Source organism: Candidatus Schekmanbacteria bacterium RIFCSPLOWO2_02_FULL_38_14 (genome assembly GCA_001790855.1).
Taxonomy (GTDB): Bacteria; Schekmanbacteria; GWA2-38-11; order GWA2-38-11; family GWA2-38-11; genus 2-02-FULL-38-14-A.
The window spans coordinates 7,260-24,533 of the sequence record MGDH01000021.1 but is presented as its reverse complement, the minus strand read 5'-3'; the positions used below and the strand labels follow the sequence as shown (position 1 = coordinate 24,533).

The following is a 17,274-nucleotide window of genomic DNA, read 5'->3' as shown; positions in this document are numbered from 1 at the left end:
TTTTTAATATTTAATATTTTATTTTAAAGGAGGACTGTATGAGTCAAAAACCAATAGAAGCTCTTCTTGTTGAAACCAGAAAATTTAAACCTTCAAAGGAATTCAAGAAGAATGCTATTGCAAAAAAGAAAGTCTACGAAGAAGGGAAAAACTCTGAGGCATTTTGGGAAAAGATAGCAGGAGAACTTCACTGGTTTAAAAAATGGGATAAAATCCTTGAGTGGAATCCTCCGTGGGCAAAGTGGTTTGTTAACGGAAAAATCAATGTCTCATACAATTGTCTTGACCGCCATATCAACACTCCCAAAAAAACAAAGGCGGCAATAATATGGGAGGGAGAACCCGGCGATGAAAAGGTTCTGACCTACTGGGACCTCTACAGGGAAGTCAACAAGTTTGCCAATGTGCTGAAAAAACTTGGGGTTAAAAAGGGAGACAGGATAACTATTTACATGCCAATGATTCCTGAACTCCCGATAGCAATGCTTGCCTGCACAAGAATCGGCGCGCCTCACAGCGTTGTTTTCGGTGGATTCAGCGCTGAGTCCCTGAAAGACAGAATCAACGATTCACAGTCAAAACTCCTCATAACTTCTGATGGAAGTTACAGAAGAGGAAATATTCTTCCCCTCAAGAGAAATGTTGATGAAGCCCTGAAGAGTACACCATCAATCGAAAATGTAATAGTTGTGAAAAGAGTCGGAGAGGAATCCGGGGCTCATATGAAGGATGGAAGAGACCACTGGTGGAATGATTTGATGGAAGAAGCAGAGCTTTACTGCAAGCCTGAAGAAATGGACAGCGAGGATATGCTTTATATCCTCTATACAAGTGGAACCACTGGAAAGCCAAAAGGGATTGTCCACACAACCGGAGGATACCTGACAGGTGTTTATATTACAACAAAATGGGTTTTTGATTTAAAGAAAGAAGATGTTTTCTGGTGCACTGCTGACATTGGTTGGGTAACAGGTCACAGCTACATTGTTTACGGACCGCTTGCAAACGGGCAGACAACAGTAATGTATGAAGGTGCCCCGGATTATCCTGAAAAAGACAGATTCTGGCAAATTATTGAAAAATACGGAGTTACTGTTTTCTACACAGCACCTACGGCAATCAGGACATTTATGAAATGGGGTGAGGAATGGCCCAAAAAGAGAAACCTTTTATCATTAAGACTTCTTGGAACAGTTGGGGAACCAATAAACCCTGAAGCCTGGATGTGGTATCAGAAAAACATAGGAAATGAAAAATGCCCGATTGTTGATACATGGTGGCAGACTGAAACAGGTATGATTATGATAACCCCTATCCCAGGAGTAGTGGCAACAAAGCCTGGTTCTGCAACAATACCATTCCCGGGGATTGAGGCTGCAGTTCTTGATGAGAAGGGAATTGAGGTGCCTTCGAATGCAGGAGGATTTCTAGTTTTGAAAAAACCCTGGCCCTCAATGCTGAGAACAATATACGGTGACCCTGACCGGTATGTCCAGCAGTACTGGAGCAAATACAAGGACATTTATTTTACAGGAGATGGCGCAAAAAAAGATAAGGATGGATATTTCTGGATAATGGGAAGGGTTGATGATGTAATAAATGTTGCAGGCCACAGAATAGGCACAATGGAAGTTGAAAGTGCCCTTGTTGACCACAAATCAGTGGCTGAGGCTGCTGCCATAGGGAAAAGCCACGAATTGAAGGGGCAGGCATTGGCAGTTTTTGTGACACTCAAAGAAGGTGTAACACAGTCAAAAGAACTTATTGATGAGCTCAAGGAGCATGTTGTGAAAAAGATTGGAGCCCTTGCAAGACCTGACGACCTTTTCTTCTCCCCTGAACTTCCAAAAACAAGAAGCGGAAAAATAATGCGAAGGCTTCTCCGTGATATTGCTGAGGGACGAACCCTTGGAGATACCACAACGCTTGCTGATTCAAATGTCATTAATGATTTAAAGAAAAGATATGAGGAAGAGGAATAAAAAGTTATAAGCGATAAGTTGTAATCTGCAGATAGGAGCGACTAAAGCCGCCCCTTATTTCTTCATCCCAAATTATATTTATCCAGAAGATACCTGAAAGAACGGAAACTTATTTTTAAAAGTTCTGCTGCCTTTGTTTTTCTTCCATCAGTTTTTTTTAAAGCCTCCATGAGCAGATTTTTTTCTATATTTCCAACAACTTTTTCAAAATCTATTCCTTCAGATGCAATCTCAGGAATCTTTAATTCCTCTTCCTGTCTCTTGACTTTAGAAATAATTTCTTTTTCACCTTTTAAAATCTCCTCCGGCAAATCCTTGGGAAAAACCCTGTTGCCGGTACAGAGAATCATTACTCTCTCAATAACATTCTCAAGTTCTCTCACATTCCCGGGCCAGGCATAAGACTTTAAACCCTCCATTGTCTGAGGAAGAATCTGGGGAGGTTTTCTTCCGAGTTTAAGGCAGAACCTGTCAACAAAAAACTCCGCAAGGTTATCAATATCCTCTGTTCTTTCCCTTAACGGAGGCATAAAAATCGGGAATACATTAATCCTGTAAAAAAGGTCTTCCCTGAAAGAACCGTTTATTACCCTGTCTCTCAGGTTCTTATTTGTAGCTACTATTATTCTCACATCAACCTTTATTGTCTTTGTTCCTCCAACTCGCTTTAATTCCATTTCCTGAAGAACCCTGAGAAGCTTAACCTGAGTTGAGGGAGATGTCTCAGCAATCTCATCAAGAAACAATGTCCCTCCGTCAGCAACTTCAAAAAGCCCTTCCTTGAGATTTACAGCATCTGTAAAAGCGCCCTTTTCATGCCCGAAAAGCTCACTCTCAAGCAATGTATCAAGAAGCGCTCCGCAGTTGATTGTCTCAAAGGGCTTATCAGTGCGGTTGCTATTTTGATGAATGGCTCTTGCCACAAGCTCTTTTCCTGTTCCGCTTTCTCCGTAGATAAGCACTGTGCTATTAGTTTTTGCAACTTTTTCAACAAGGTCAAAAACTTCCTTTATCTTCTCTGATTTCCCGATGATGTCGCGGGAATCGGCTTCTTTCCCCAGTTTTCTCTTAAGATAGAGGTTCTCTCTAACGAGCAACCTTTTTTCAACTGCTTTTTTTATTACTAATTTTATCTGGTCATTATTAAAAGGTTTTGTGATGTAATCATAGGCGCCTGCTTTCATGGCTTCAACAGCAGTTTCATGAGATGCAAAGGCAGTAATCATTATGACTATTGTATCAGGAGAATTTTCTTTTATAAATTTCAGCACCTCAAGACCGTTGACCCTTGGCATTTTGATATCAGTTATAACAACATCAAATTCATTTTTATGAAGAATATCAATTGCCTCCCTGCCTCCGTATGCTACTGTAACATTATAGCCTTCCTGAGTAAGCATTATGTTTAAAAACTCAAGCAGGTTTTTCTCATCATCAACCAATAAAATTCTTGCCATTAGGTTTCCTCTTTTATATACAAGCTTACTTTCAAAATCGACTTCTCTAACCCTTGAATCCTATAACATCTGTTTTTCAGGAAGATAAATAATAAACCTTGACCCTTTTTCAGGTTCGCTTTCAACTTCTATTATCCCGTGATGCTCTTCTACTATTCTGTAAACAATTGCAAGCCCAAGCCCCGTCCCTCCCTCTTTTGTGGTATAAAATGGAGAAAACAGTTTAGCCCTGTTGTTATGGCTTATTCCAACACCTGTATCAGAAAAAAGAAATTTTATATATGGGATATCGTTTTTTGAGTTTTCTGAAAAATGATTTTTCCTCCTGTCTCTTGAAACCAATATCCTTAAGTCTCCTCCGTTTGGCATTGCTTCCATCGCATTTATTGCCAGGTTCCAGAAAACCTGCTCCAACTGTTTTGAGTCAGCCATCAGAGAAAGGTTTTCAGTTTCACAGTTGATTGATATATTTAGGTTTGAACCGTATTTTGGGTTGTTCTTAAGAAGTGTAACTACACTGTTCAAGATGTAATTAATATTGCAGAAAACAAACTGTATAGGTTTTGGTCTTGCATACTGAAGAAAATTATTAATTATTCCGTCAAGCCTCTCAGATTCCTTTATTACAATATCCATAAGCCTTCCTGTTATGCCATTATCCCCTACCTTTTCCTTCAATACCTGAACGGAACCGCTTATGGATGCCATCGGATTTCTTATTTCGTGAGCCATTCCTGCCGCAACCTCACCTATGGCAGCAAGCCTGTCAATCCGCTTCAGGTACTCTTCCATCTTTCTGATGTCAGTAAGGTCTCTGAAATTGCCAATTAACCCTGTAATATTTCCTCCTTCATCTTTAAGAAGTGAAACTGTAAACCCGAGATATTTCATGTTCTGATTCTTTAAAAATTCTATCTCATATGTAAAAGAATTCCCCTGAGATACTTTGACTTTTAAAAGCAATTCCCTTGCAGGAAACTGTGGAAAAAAGTTGTCCCAGCATTTTCCAACCACTTCCCCTCTTCTCCATCCGGTTATCTCCTCAGAAGCCTTGTTGAATGAAATAATAATGCCGCTTAAATCTGTGGTTATGAGACCGTTTGTCAGGCTTTGCAATATATTTTCATTAAGGTTCTGCAGTTCTTTTACTATCCCTTTTTTCTCCTCAAGTTCTTCGTGTGTACTCCTCAAGCTTTCAGATACCCTGCTGCTGAAAAATGCAACCAGATAAAAGGCAGCTATATTTAAAAAAACTTTAAAAAATAAGGCGTTAAGGGAAAGGGAAATGGTAGAAATATCTAAAAGTATTGTTGGTATTGGAAGAAGAAGAATATCATTATACTGAAAAATCGCCAGCGCGCTGAAAAGAAGACAGGACAGGGATGCAGTAATCAAACTTCCCTGCCTGAATAAAATTACGCTCGATGCAATAATTGACAGAAAATAGAGAAATATGAAAGGACTCCCGACCCCACCTGTAATATAGATTAAAGTACTGTCAAAAAGCAAATCACCAAATATCTGGATGTACGCAAAAAGAGTAAGGGCTTTTATCCTGTTCAGCAGCAGGGAATAAAGAATTGTAAGAAAATATGTAACGATTATTAAAAAATAAAGGATAGAAAGATAGGGCGAAATATAAGAACCACCATGCTGGGCTTCTACAAGTATAGTGGTTCCGAGCAGGGCTGTGACAACAATCACCCTGGCAGTCATGAGCCATTTGATTCCTGAAGGATTGAGCGAACTGAAGTTAATTTCTGCCATGGTATTTATAATTTGAATTTCTCTCCCTGCTTGCTCTTCTAAATCATGAAATTGATGTTGCAAGGGTGAAGATAGGCAAATACATGGCTATTAATATAAACCCGACAACACCTCCAAGAACAACCATCAGGGCTGGTTCCATAAGAGAGGTCAGCGCATCAACTGCATTATCAACCTCTATCTCATAAAAGTCAGCTATTTTTCCAAGCATTGCATCAAGGGAACCTGTTGCTTCTCCAACCGATATCATCTGCACAACCATCGGGGGAAACACCTTTGTCTTCTCCAATGGCTCGGATATTGTCTTACCTTCTGCAATGCTTATACGGGTCATCATTATTGCATCTGCAATCGTTACATTCCCTGCCGTTCTCGCTACGATATCAAGTCCCTCAAGAATAGGGACTCCGCTTGTGATTAATGTCCCAAGCGTTCTTGTGAATTTTGCAACTGCTGACTTTCGTATGATGTCTCCAAAAATCGGTAACTTTAACACGAGCTTATCTATGTTTTTTCTCCCCGCAGAAGTCTTTCCGTAAGCTCTGATAGCAAATATTATTCCAACTACTACAGCAACTACGACTAATCCCTTCCAGCTTGCAGCAAAGTGGCTCATATTGATTACCATCTGTGTTGGAACAGGAAGAGTCCCGCCAAAATCTGAAAACATTTTTGCAAAGGTCGGGATAACAAATATCAAAAGAGCTGCAACAACTACAACTGCAACTGAAAGTATTGCAATTGGATAAACCGCTGCCTTTTTGACTTTTGCCTTTAAGGCTGATGCCTTCTCAATATAAGCGGCAAGACGGTTGAGTACTGTATCAAGAATACCTCCTGTCTCTCCAGCCTCAACCATGTTTGCATAAAGATCATCAAAAACTTTCGGATGCTTTCTTAAAGATTCAGAAAATGTTGATCCTGTTTCAACATCTTCTTTTATTTTAGTCAGTGTTGTTTTTAATATCTCTTTGTCAGATTGCGCAGCAAGTATTCCAAGGCATTGAACAAGAGGCAATCCTGCATCTATCATTGTTGAAAACTGCCTTGTAAATATAAGTATATCCTTTTCCTTTGCTTTACCCTCTTTTTTTGGAAATTTTAAACCCTGTGATTTCTTTTTAATCGAAGTAACAATTATCTTCTGTGCCCTCAGAAGTCCTCTGGCAGCTTCTATGCTTGCAGCATCTACTTCACCTTTTCTAACTTCTCTGTTAAGAGTTTTTCCAACATATTCAAAAGCAGGCATTGGAGTCCTCCTTATATGTTAGTTTTTTTAATCTGGCATTGTTACCCTTACAATCTCTTCCGGAGTTGTAGTTCCTTCCATAATCTTTTTCAAACCGCTCCTCCGGAGTGACTGCATTCCAAGTTTTATTGCTTGTGCTTTTATCTCCGGGGTCTGGGAGCCCTGAAGGATTAATTCGCGAATTTCCCTTTTAAGCGACATAACTTCATAAAGCGCAACTCTTCCCTTATAACCGGTCCCACCGCATATAGAACACCCTTTGCCTTTATAAACAGTAAAACCCTTTTCCCAATCTTCCTCTTTAAATTGCAGTCCGACAAGTGCTTCTTTTTTTATATCCACAGGTTCCTTGCATCCTGCGCATACCTTCCTTGCAAGTCTCTGGGCTATAATCATATTTACTGAAGAAGCTACCAGAAATGGCTCAACCCCCATATTGAGGAGTCTGTTAATTGTCTCTGGAGCGCTGTTTGTATGAAGAGTACTTAAGACAAGATGCCCTGTAAGAGAAGCCTTAATTCCTATCTCTGCTGTTTCATAGTCCCTAATCTCTCCAACCAGAATTATGTCCGGGTCCTGGCGCAGAAAGGAACGAAGGGCAGCAGCAAAGTTAAGCCCTATATCCTCGTGCATTTGCACCTGATTTACTCCTGGAAGGTTAAATTCTACCGGGTCTTCTGCAGTCATTATATTCTCACTGACTTTATTCAATTCACTTATTGCTGAATAAAGGGTTGTTGTTTTGCCGCTACCTGTCGGACCTGTAACCAAAACCATTCCGTAGGGAAGGTGAATTGCCTCCTGAAACTCACTGAGGGGCTCCTTGTCAAAACCAAGCTTTGTCATATCAAGCTGCAGATTTGACTGGTCAAGAAGCCTTAAAACTACTTTCTCGCCAAAAAGAGTTGGCAGCACCGAAACACGAAAATCCATCTCCTTGTTTTTTCCAAGCTTAAGTTTTATTCTTCCATCCTGCGGCAATCTCCTCTCAGAAATATCAAGCCTAGCCATTATCTTAATTCTTGATGTAATGGCATTCTTTATCCTCAATGGTAAACCCATTGCCTTATGCAATACTCCATCCATTCTGTAGCGGACCCTGAAAACCTTTTCATATGGTTCTATGTGGACATCTGAAACCTTCATTTTAATGGCTTTTATGAGAATGCCATTAACCAGCTTTACTACTGGGGCATCTACATCTTTTAAAGCATTTTCATCTTCCTGCTCCTGAACAACTTCCACTGTATCCACTGCCCCTGAAACCAGCTGGTCAAAATCATCAACATCTACTACAGGACCTTCATCGATTCCTTCAAGCCCATCCATTGCATCACTATCTTCTATCTCATAATCCTTTGCATCAAGCTGTGCAGATTCAGGCTCATCCTTGCCCTTATCAACTCCAACGCCAACGTGATAATAGCGCTTTATTGCCTCCTTAATTGCAGTCTCAGGAGCAACTACTGGTTCCACATTGTATCCTGTCATAAACTTGATATCATCTATTGCAAAAACATTTGACGGGTCAACCATTGCAACAGTGAGCGTTGAACCAACTCTGCTTATTGGGATTACTTCATATTTCAATGCAGTTTTCACAGGTATGAGCTTACAGATTGCAGGGTCTATTTCAAAATCATCAAGGTTGATTGACGGAACTCCGTACTGCTGGCTCAGGAAAGAGGTAACAGTATCCTCAGAAATCAGCCCCCTTTTAACTAATATGGAACCCAGTCTTCCGCCAAGCTCTTTCTGGCTCTTTAATGCCTCTTCCAACTGTTCATTGTTAATCAGACCTGCTTCGATTAAGAGTTCTCCAAACCTTGCCATCTTACTCCTATCATTTTATCTTTGAGTTTTCTCGTTTAATATAGCTTATGATTTCGGATTTGGAATTTAATTTCTTACTTCTAAGGGCTTCAAATTTATACTTTCGCCTTCTGAATATTAAATTTTAAGTGATTCGCAGGCTCTTTGTCAAGGATATTGGAGGAGGGATAAAGATTGTTTCTTGTCTGAAAATAAATAATAATTTGTTTGTGGTTTTAGAATTTGAAGCTCCCTGCAGCAAACTGCGGGCAATGCGTAGGTTGTGCATTTTTAGCTTTTCCACGGAGGCTTTCCTTCACCCCCTACTACAAGTTTCTTTATCCTAAGTGTAGGCTGGGCATCTGCGACAGGAGCTCCCTGTCCATCCTTGCCACAGGTGCCTATAGCAAACCCGAGGTCATTGCCAACCATATCTATGTCCCTGAGCACCTGGGGGCCATTGCCTGCCAGAGTAGCTCCTCTAACCGGGTTAGTAACTCTGCCGTTTTCAATCAAATATCCCTCGCTAACCTCAAAGACGAATTCCCCATTTGTGGGGTTTACCTGTCCACCACCCATTTTTCTGACAAACAAACCGTTTTCAGTACTGGAAATTATCTCTTCTGGATTGTGCCTGCCAGGAACAATAAGGGTATTGGTCATCCGCGGTATGGGTTTATAGCGGAAGGATTGTCTCCTGCCATTCCCTGTAGAAGTCTTTCCATCCTTCATGGCTGTTAACCTGTCGTATAAAAAATTTTTCAAAACTCCGTTCTCAATCAGCATTGTCCTCTGCGCCCTAACACCCTCATCGTCAAACCTGAAAGAGCCCCTTTTTTTAGGAATTGTTGAATCATCCACAACTGTCACAAGTGGAGAGGCTATCAGAGAACCGGTTTTACCCGAATAGACTGAAATCCTTTCATGGTTGAAATCACCCTCAAGCCCATGTCCGACTGCCTCATGAACCATTGTTCCACCGGCTTCACTTGAAATAACCACAGGCATCTCCCCTCCGGGTGCCTTTTGAGCTTCAAGCATCATAAAAGCCCTTTCGAGGGCTTTTCTCGCAATATCTTTTGTTGATACAGAATCAAAAAGCTCAAAGCCTATGCTCCCTCCTGCAGGCTCATACCCTGTCTGAATTATCCCGTCTTTGCCAGCAACAATCTGGACAAGAAAGATTGTATTTACCCGTTCATCAGTTACAGCCATCCCTTCAGAATTTGCTATTCCCATTTGCTGAATTGAATCACCATATACTATCTTTGCCTGACGGATTCTTTTCTCGCCTTTCGGAATCCATTCGTTTGCGTTTTTCACAATCTCTACTTTTCTGTCTGTGGTTATTGATTCAGGATGTTTTTCTATTTCTCCCATGCCATTTACAACCGATCTGCTTAAATCAACTACAATATCGCTTTTCCCGGAACTTACTGCCTGCTTAAGAGCTGAAGCAACCTGAAAAAGGTCTTTTTCAGTCAAATTATTTGTGTAAGCATAAAATGTCTTAAAGTCAGAAATAACACGTATTCCGGCGCCCTGCTCAAATCCTGTCAGAACTTCTTCTATCTTATTATCTTCCATGATTATAGAAGTTGTCTGTTTCATTTCCAGAAAGACATCAGCAAATTCTCCGCCACCTAAAAGTGCTTCTCTTAAAACTCTTCCGCAGTCTATTTTAGAAAATATTTCTGACATCATTTTTCAGCAATCTCCTTATTATTTTTCTATAGGGTCCTTTTGCAAATGCCTTTTTTATTGAGAATATTCAATGTGCCACTTAAACATTGAATTCTTTTATCCAGATGATTCCAGCATTTCCACCTTAAAATCAAGCGAGGTTATGAGCTTTTTGAATGTTTCAGTTAAATCCGGTGAAATATGAAATTCAACCAATCCCTGCTTTGAGTCCATAATACTCATTATTGCAATACCATCATATGACTCTATTATCCAGTGAAGAAAAACAATATTTTTCGAGTCAACCACTGCCTTAATCTGAATAGTATTCATAATAATAATAAATTTTAAATAATATTTAAATTAAATCTCCACGCAGTTTGCAGGCTGTCCGACAATTCCATTGAGTCATCTAAATCCCCCCTAACCCCCCTTTGTCAAAGGGGGGATGGGGGGATTTTCACTACTTGAATGCTCCAAATTGTTTCAAACTTTGAATTTTGTTAATTTAAATTTGTTTGGAATTTGATATTTGAAATTTTCAATGTAATTTTATGAATGGCTTAAATCATATTAAAGAGATTGTTAGACAATTAGCACTTTACCAGAAATAATCCTTAGTGGTCCCTTTTTACTATATAATCAGCCAGTTCAAGTAAAAGCCCTTTTTCTTTTGAGAATGGAAATATTGCAAGGTTTTCTTTTGCTTTCCGGCTGTAATCTGCCGCCATGTCAAGCGCATATTCAATTCCGTTATGCTTTTTTACAAGGTCCAATATAAACACAACGCCATTTCCATTTAAACCTGAATGGGATAAAATCTTTTTTATTTTCTCTATATTTTCTTCTGACTCGCTTTCTACCACCTTCAAAAGAGGCATTGTGATCTTCCCCTCTTTCAAATCATTGCCAAGGGGCTTCCCGAGCTTCTCCCTTTTTGCTATAAAGTCCAGAGTATCATCAACAAGCTGAAAAGCTATGCCAATATTTCTCCCGTAAGATGCCAGTGCCTCTTCTTCCTCTGTTTTGGCTTTTGCAATAATAGCGCCAACCTCACAGCAGGAAGAAATCAATTCTGCTGTCTTTCGTGTTATTATATCAATGTAGCATTCCTTGGAGATGTTTATATCATGGCGTTTTGATAACTGCAGAACCTCTCCCTCTGCCATTTTTATTGAAGCCCCTGAAAGCGACTCCATTATTCTTAAGTCTGAACTCCTGACCAGAAGCGAAAATGCCTTGGAAAATAGATAGTCTCCAACAAGTATGCTTGCCTCGCTTCCCCATTTAGAATTCGCAGAAGGGCTCCCTCTTCTTATATCTGCTTCATCCACCACATCATCATGAAGAAGGGTTGCAGTATGGATAAATTCAACCACACAAGCTATATCAATACTCCTTTCTCCTGTGTAACCGCATAGTTTTGCTGAAAGGAGCACGAGTGCGGGCCTCAACCTCTTGCCACCGCTTTTTGCGATATGCATGCCTATGTTTGAAATCAGAGAAACATTGTTTTTGAGTCTTTCATATGTCTCTCTTTCAACAAACTCAAGGTCTTCCTCTATTGGTTTTAAAAAATCAAGCATAACTGATTCCCGTCCTTACCCTTCCTTAACATTCCAGTTATAAGGAATATCATTATTGTATGGATCAATCCTGTGCTCATCAGGATTTTTATAATCATATTTTTCTGTAGGGCAGTTGAGAACAAGCGCTTCAGTTTCCCCTATGCATTTAAACCCGTGAACAACCAAATTTGGAATCTGTACAAGCATTGGGTTATGTTCACCAATGAAAAATTCGTTTATCTCTTTATGGGTTGGAGAATCACTTCTCTGGTCGAATAAAACCAGTTTCATCATCCCTTTTACAACAACAAAATTATCCGCCTGATTTTTATGATAATGCCATGCCTTTACCACGTTTGGATATGCTGTGGTCATATACACCTGTCCAAACTTTATAAAACATTCATCATCGCAGCGCAGAATTTCCATCAGCCTGCCTCTTTCATCAGGAATGACCTTTAATTTTTTTACTTTTACTCCGTCAATCAACTCTCTTTTCCCTCCATTCAAACTATTTTTAATCAGCTATCACAGGCAATATTTTTCGTCAATGAAAAAACTTCACAACAAAATATTTCTCTTTTATAATTTCAATAACTAATATATAATTAAATATATTTTAACTTTTTGCTAACGCAGCTTAACAGGCTGACTGAGAATTCCCTTTTGTCATTGCGAGCGACCGAAGGGAGCGTGGCAATCCGACGAAGTCGTTGCGAGCTTAAGCGAAGCAATCTAATGAGATTACCACGAGCCGATAAATCGGCTCTCGTAATGACCCTTCGGGTCAGATTGCGGAGCTTGTTCCGAGCGAAGCGAAGGAATCTGCTCCGGGTTTGCTTCGGCTTTGCCTCGCAACCGCTTTGCTCCTCGCAATGACCATTCTCGGTCAGACTGTTTAGCTTGTCTTTACAAAAAATTCGCATTTAATTCAAACGTCAAACATATTTTTTAAAATTTATGAAAAAGTTTTCAGAGCTTATTGAAATAAAAGGACACATCATTGATTCATTAACCCTTCCCAAAATTTTTGATGAAATTCTGGACCACGGCGGAAACTACGAATCAGAGGAAATAAAAATAGGAAGGACAAAAAAAGACCCGAGTTACGCCAGAATAAAAGTAACAGCCCCATCAAAACCAATCATTGAAAACATAATGTCAAGAATCCTTAAGCTCGGCGCTGCTCCGGTCAGGCAGACAGAGGTCAAATTAAAAGAAACAGAAAATGATGGAATCTTTCCTGATAACTTTCACATAACCACCAATCTTCCAGCAGAAATTTATATTAAAGGGAAATGGCTTCAGGTAGAAAATATCTGCATGGACAGCGGTATCGCAGTCACAAATGACTTTAAGAAGGCATATTGTATAAAAATGAATGAAGTAAAAAGAGGAGATAAAATAGTTTTAGGTCATGATGGAGTAAGGGTTGACCCAGGAAAAAGAATCAAGCATAAGGGTGTCTTTGAGTTTATGGGCAGTTCAATATCTCCTGAGAAATCAAAATGGCTTATCATTAAAAACATAGCAGAGAATATGAAAGAGATAAAAAGCAAGAGGAAAGGAAAAATCCTTTTTGTCTGCGGACCTGCAATTATCCATACCGGAGCAAGAAAATATTTAGAAATCTTAATTAATGAAGGGTTTATTGACATCCTGTTTTCCGGAAACGGGTTTGCAACCCACGATATTGAAGCCTCGCTGTTCGGGACATCCCTTGGTGTCTCTTTAAAAGAGGGCGTTCAGACCAAAAGAGGTCATGAACATCATCTCAGGACAATAAACACCATAAGAAAAGCTGGTGGAATAAAAAAAGCTGTTGAGAAGGGAATACTGCGGGAAGGAATCCTGTATTCCTGCATAAAAAATGGTGTCGATTTCGTTCTTGCAGGTTCAATCCGAGATGATGGGCCTTTGCCTGAAGTAATTACAGATACAAATGAAGCACAGGCGCTGATGCGCAACAAAATAAAAGATGTTTCTCTTTCAATAATGATTGCATCAATGCTTCACTCCATAGCAATAGGCAATATTCTTCCTTCATCTGTTACTACAGTATGTGTTGACATAAATCCCGAAATGGTAACAAAGCTTGCTGACAGGGGGAGTTTTCAGGCTATTGGTCTTGTAACCGATGCAGAACTTTTTTTAAGGGAGTTAACTAATTACCTGTTCCAGATATAGAAACGCTGTTAAACAGGAGATTATAAATTTCCTGAAAAAAATAATTTGTAGAAACAGACCTTCACAGGATGACCGACAATTTCATGTCTGTCATTGCGAGCGAAGCGAAGCAATCTCAATTAAAACTTACTACTTAAAACTTATAACCCTAAGCAGAGATTGCTTCGTCGCGAAATAGCTCCTCGCAATAACATTTCTGTAAATCTGTTTTTTTTAACAGGTCTGAAGACCTGTTTCTACATTTCACAAAAGCCACAATATAAACAATGATAAAGAAATCTATATTAATGTGCCCTCCTGACTATTACGGCATCAGGTATGAAATTAATCCGTGGATGGATGTTAAAAAAGATTCTGACAAGAAACTCTCAAGGAAGCAATGGGAAGATTTATATAACCTTATCAATAGGAAAATAGGCATTGAAATAAAATTAATTGAACCTCAGAAAAATTACCCTGACATGGTATTTACTGCAAATGCCGGATTTGTATTCAACAATACATTCATAAAAAGCAATTTCAGATTCAAACAGAGGAAGGGGGAGTCAGGGTTTTTTGAAAAATGGTTCAAGAAAAACGGTTACAGGATAGAGGAACTGCCTGAAGAAACGAATTTTGAAGGAGAGGGAGACCTTCTTCTATGCGGAGAAAATTTTTATGCAGGGTATATTATAAGGTCTGACATAAATGCACATACAAGAATCTCAAAAATTATAAATAAAAGAATCCTTTCGCTTGAGTTGGTAAACCAGAAATTCTATCACTTGGACACCTGTTTTCTTCCTCTCTCCAATGGTGAGATAGCATATTATCCATATGCATTTGACTTGTTTGGAAGGAAAATAATTAAAAATTATATCAAGAAAAGCATAGCCGTAAAAAAAACCGAGGCATTAAAATTTGGGTGTAATGCAATATGCATAGGAAGGGATGTTGTTTTAAACTCCGGCTGTGATGGCTTGAAGAACAAGCTGCTGAAATTAAAATACAGGGTATTTGAAACCAATCTTTCTGAATTCATAAAGGCTGGCGGAAGTGCAAAATGTTTGGTATTATTTATTTAGATATATATGTTATATTGAATAAAATGCAAAGGTCAAAATCAAAATGTCAAATGAATGTCAAAACTCAAATATCAAAATTTTTAGTTATTTGAACTTTGAGTTTTAGAATTTGACATTACTTCAGCTGTTCATTAAAGGAGGGATTTTTTATGAACTTCGATTTCACTGAAGAACAGTTAATGATAAGGAAGATGGCTAAAAAGTTTGCTGATGAAGAAATAGCTCCCCACGCAAAAGAAAATGACAGGAATTGCCATTTCCCTGAGGATATTTTAAAAAAGATGGCTTCTCTTGGATTTCTCGGAGGACCTGTGCCGCAGGAATACGGAGGAAGCGGTTTTGATTATATCAGCTATGCAGTAATGAGCGAGGAGATAGGCAGGGTTGACTCGTCAATAAGGACTACAATATCTGTTCAAATCTCCCTGATTGAGCTTGGTATACTTGAATGGGGAACTGAAGAGCAGAAGAAAAAATATATCCCCGCTCTTTGTAAAGGAGAAATTATAGGCTGCTTTGCCCTGACTGAACCTGACGCAGGAAGTGATGCTTCAAAACAAACAACAACAGCAAGGTATAAAAACGGAAAATGGATTTTGAATGGCAGCAAGATGTGGATTTCAAATGGCGGAATAGCAGACATAGCCATTCTTTTTGCACAAACAGACAAAGCCAAAAAACATAAAGGGATTGCCGCATTCATCGTTGATACAAAAACCAGGGGTTTCTCATCAAACGAAATCACAGGGAAAATGGGACTCAGGGCAAGCAATACCGCAGCCCTTTTTCTTGAAGACGTTGAAATCCCTGAAAACTGCCTTTTTGGAGAAGTAGGAGAGGGATTTAAAATTGCAATGGCTTGCCTTGATAACGGCAGGTACAGCGTTGCAGCAGGGTGTGTTGGAATAATTCAGGGTTGCATCGATGCCTGCACAACCTATGCAAGAGAAAGAAAAGCATTCGGCAAGCCAATCGGGGAGTTCCAGCTTGTTCAGGATATGATTGCAAAGATGGCGGTTGACAGGGATGCAGGTCGGCTTCTTGTTTACAGGGCTGGAGATTTGAAGAATAAAAAAATCAGAAATACTGTTGAGACCTCAATCGCAAAATACTTCTGCACAGAAGCAGCAGTCAGGGCTTCCCACGATGCCATCCAGATTCACGGCGGATACGGTTATTGTGATGATTTCCCTGTTGAAAGGTATTACCGTGATGCAAGAGTAGCTACAATTTATGAAGGAACCTCGCAGATTCAAAAGCTTATTATTGCAGAGAATGTTCTGGGATTAAGGGCAATTGTATAACTATTCAACAACCTGTCCTATTCTGATAAGTCATTCTTAGAAGTGTCGGGATTTTGAACACTTTTTAGACTTATATTTCAATGAGTTAGATTTTTATAGAAAAAACGTCGGGTTTTTGAACATTTTTTACTTAAAAAAGAAAAAATAACTTTAACCGAATACAAGTATCAAAAAGAATTTTTATAAATTATTACAATGGGTTAGAAGAAAAAATAGAATGCTATTTTAGAATGGCATAAAAATTGCATTAACAAAAATTAAAGATGTTTAGAGTAATTTTAATTTTTTAAACTAAGGAGTTTGTGATGAAATATCTAAAGGTTATTATATTTTTAGCAGCATTTACTGTGATACTTGCCAACAATACACAGGCACTTCTTATAGATTCGTTTACCACATCTCAGACACTTTCACTACCAAGTCCTGGTTATACTAGCTCAAGTGTAAGTGGGGGTATTGGAGGCGAGCGGGATATGGAATTGACAGTAAGTAGTGGTGTCGCCGGTTCATTAACATCTAATGTCCCTCCTTCATCATTCAGCCTGAAATTTAATCTTGATTCAGCGACTACCGGCTCCGCCCAGATTGTATGGGATGGTGGTGATGGACTTCCAGCTATAGATTATACAGGCCTTGGAGGGGCAGACCTTACGGAAAGCGGAGCTAATGATAACATAGCCATGCGAGTACTCTATGATGATGATTTATATTCCAGTCCAATAACACTAAGCGTTTATACAAGTGCTACCCAATGGTCTTATTTCACATTTACCCGTACCCCACATGCTATTCCACTAACTTTAAATGCCCTGTTTTCCAGTTTTACTACGGGAGGTACCTCGGCAGCTGACTTTGCCAATGTTGGGGCTATCAGCCTTTTAATTATGGGGGGGGCTTCTGCTGATATGACTATGGACTTCATTGAAAGCACTAATGAGAATCCAGTCCCAGAACCTTCAACTCTGCTGCTTTTAGGAACTGCCCTTATAGGGATGTCATTATTTAGAAAGAAATCCAGCAAGTAATTTTATAGCTTAATTCCTCATTAGTTAATCATGAAACCGCACCCTTCCGGGTGCGGTTTTTTTTATCCTTTCCTAAAAAACAAACATTTAAGTTGTCAAGCTTCTAACTTTCTGATAAATTTTTATATATATTTTTAGGCAAACTAACATGAGCCTTTGGTTCAGAGAAGAAGATA

General features: G+C 39.2%; 13 protein-coding genes. 5 read left to right on the top strand and 8 right to left on the bottom strand.

Annotated elements, in window-relative coordinates; all coding sequences use genetic code 11:
• Positions 1-38 precede the first annotated feature (38 nt).
• Positions 39-1,982: an acetate--CoA ligase gene (locus A3H37_09710; protein OGL49874.1), complete on the top strand. Its 1,944-nt coding sequence runs from the start codon at positions 39-41 to the stop codon at positions 1,980-1,982.
• A 62-nt stretch (positions 1,983-2,044) separates the two neighbouring features.
• Here A3H37_09710 and A3H37_09705 read toward each other — a convergent pair whose 3' ends face one another.
• From A3H37_09705 to A3H37_09670, 8 genes are all read right to left on the bottom strand, one after another.
• On the bottom strand, positions 2,045-3,439 hold the full coding sequence (locus A3H37_09705) for a Fis family transcriptional regulator (protein OGL49873.1): 1,395 nt from the start codon (positions 3,437-3,439) through the stop codon (positions 2,045-2,047).
• 60 nt (positions 3,440-3,499) lie between these two features.
• The gene (locus A3H37_09700; protein OGL49872.1) at positions 3,500-5,206 is read right to left on the bottom strand and encodes a hypothetical protein; all 1,707 of its coding nucleotides are present in this window, start codon (positions 5,204-5,206) and stop codon (positions 3,500-3,502) included.
• 43 nt (positions 5,207-5,249) lie between these two features.
• Positions 5,250-6,455, bottom strand: coding sequence for a pilus assembly protein PilC (locus tag A3H37_09695; protein OGL49871.1), 1,206 nt, complete (start codon positions 6,453-6,455; stop codon positions 5,250-5,252).
• A gap of 27 nt (positions 6,456-6,482) precedes the next feature.
• Positions 6,483-8,288 carry a type IV-A pilus assembly ATPase PilB gene (locus A3H37_09690; GenBank protein ID OGL49870.1) on the bottom strand — a complete coding sequence of 602 codons (1,806 nt, stop codon included), beginning with the start codon at positions 8,286-8,288 and terminating at the stop codon, positions 6,483-6,485.
• Positions 8,289-8,558: 270 nt separating this feature from the next.
• Positions 8,559-9,968, bottom strand: coding sequence for a peptidase C69 (locus tag A3H37_09685; protein ID OGL49930.1), 1,410 nt, complete (start codon positions 9,966-9,968; stop codon positions 8,559-8,561).
• Positions 9,969-10,067: 99 nt separating this feature from the next.
• Positions 10,068-10,283, bottom strand: coding sequence for a hypothetical protein (locus A3H37_09680; protein OGL49869.1), 216 nt, complete (start codon positions 10,281-10,283; stop codon positions 10,068-10,070).
• 284 nt (positions 10,284-10,567) lie between these two features.
• On the bottom strand, positions 10,568-11,536 hold the full coding sequence (locus tag A3H37_09675) for an octaprenyl diphosphate synthase (protein ID OGL49868.1): 969 nt from the start codon (positions 11,534-11,536) through the stop codon (positions 10,568-10,570).
• Positions 11,537-11,551: 15 nt separating this feature from the next.
• Positions 11,552-12,007 carry a dTDP-4-dehydrorhamnose 3,5-epimerase gene (locus A3H37_09670; protein ID OGL49867.1) on the bottom strand — a complete coding sequence of 152 codons (456 nt, stop codon included), beginning with the start codon at positions 12,005-12,007 and terminating at the stop codon, positions 11,552-11,554.
• 471 nt (positions 12,008-12,478) lie between these two features.
• Between A3H37_09670 and A3H37_09665 the strand changes: the two genes are divergently transcribed.
• The 4 genes from A3H37_09665 (at position 12,479) to A3H37_09650 (ending at position 17,098) form a co-directional block, all read left to right on the top strand.
• Complete coding sequence (locus A3H37_09665; protein ID OGL49866.1) at positions 12,479-13,705, top strand: TIGR00300 family protein; 1,227 nt, start codon at positions 12,479-12,481, stop codon at positions 13,703-13,705.
• Between the two features lie 266 nt (positions 13,706-13,971).
• Complete coding sequence (locus A3H37_09660) at positions 13,972-14,769, top strand: hypothetical protein (protein ID OGL49865.1); 798 nt, start codon at positions 13,972-13,974, stop codon at positions 14,767-14,769.
• Positions 14,770-14,918: 149 nt separating this feature from the next.
• Positions 14,919-16,073: an acyl-CoA dehydrogenase gene (locus tag A3H37_09655; protein ID OGL49864.1), complete on the top strand. Its 1,155-nt coding sequence runs from the start codon at positions 14,919-14,921 to the stop codon at positions 16,071-16,073.
• Positions 16,074-16,378: 305 nt separating this feature from the next.
• On the top strand, positions 16,379-17,098 hold the full coding sequence (locus A3H37_09650; GenBank protein ID OGL49863.1) for a hypothetical protein: 720 nt from the start codon (positions 16,379-16,381) through the stop codon (positions 17,096-17,098).
• Positions 17,099-17,274: the final 176 nt, after the last annotated feature.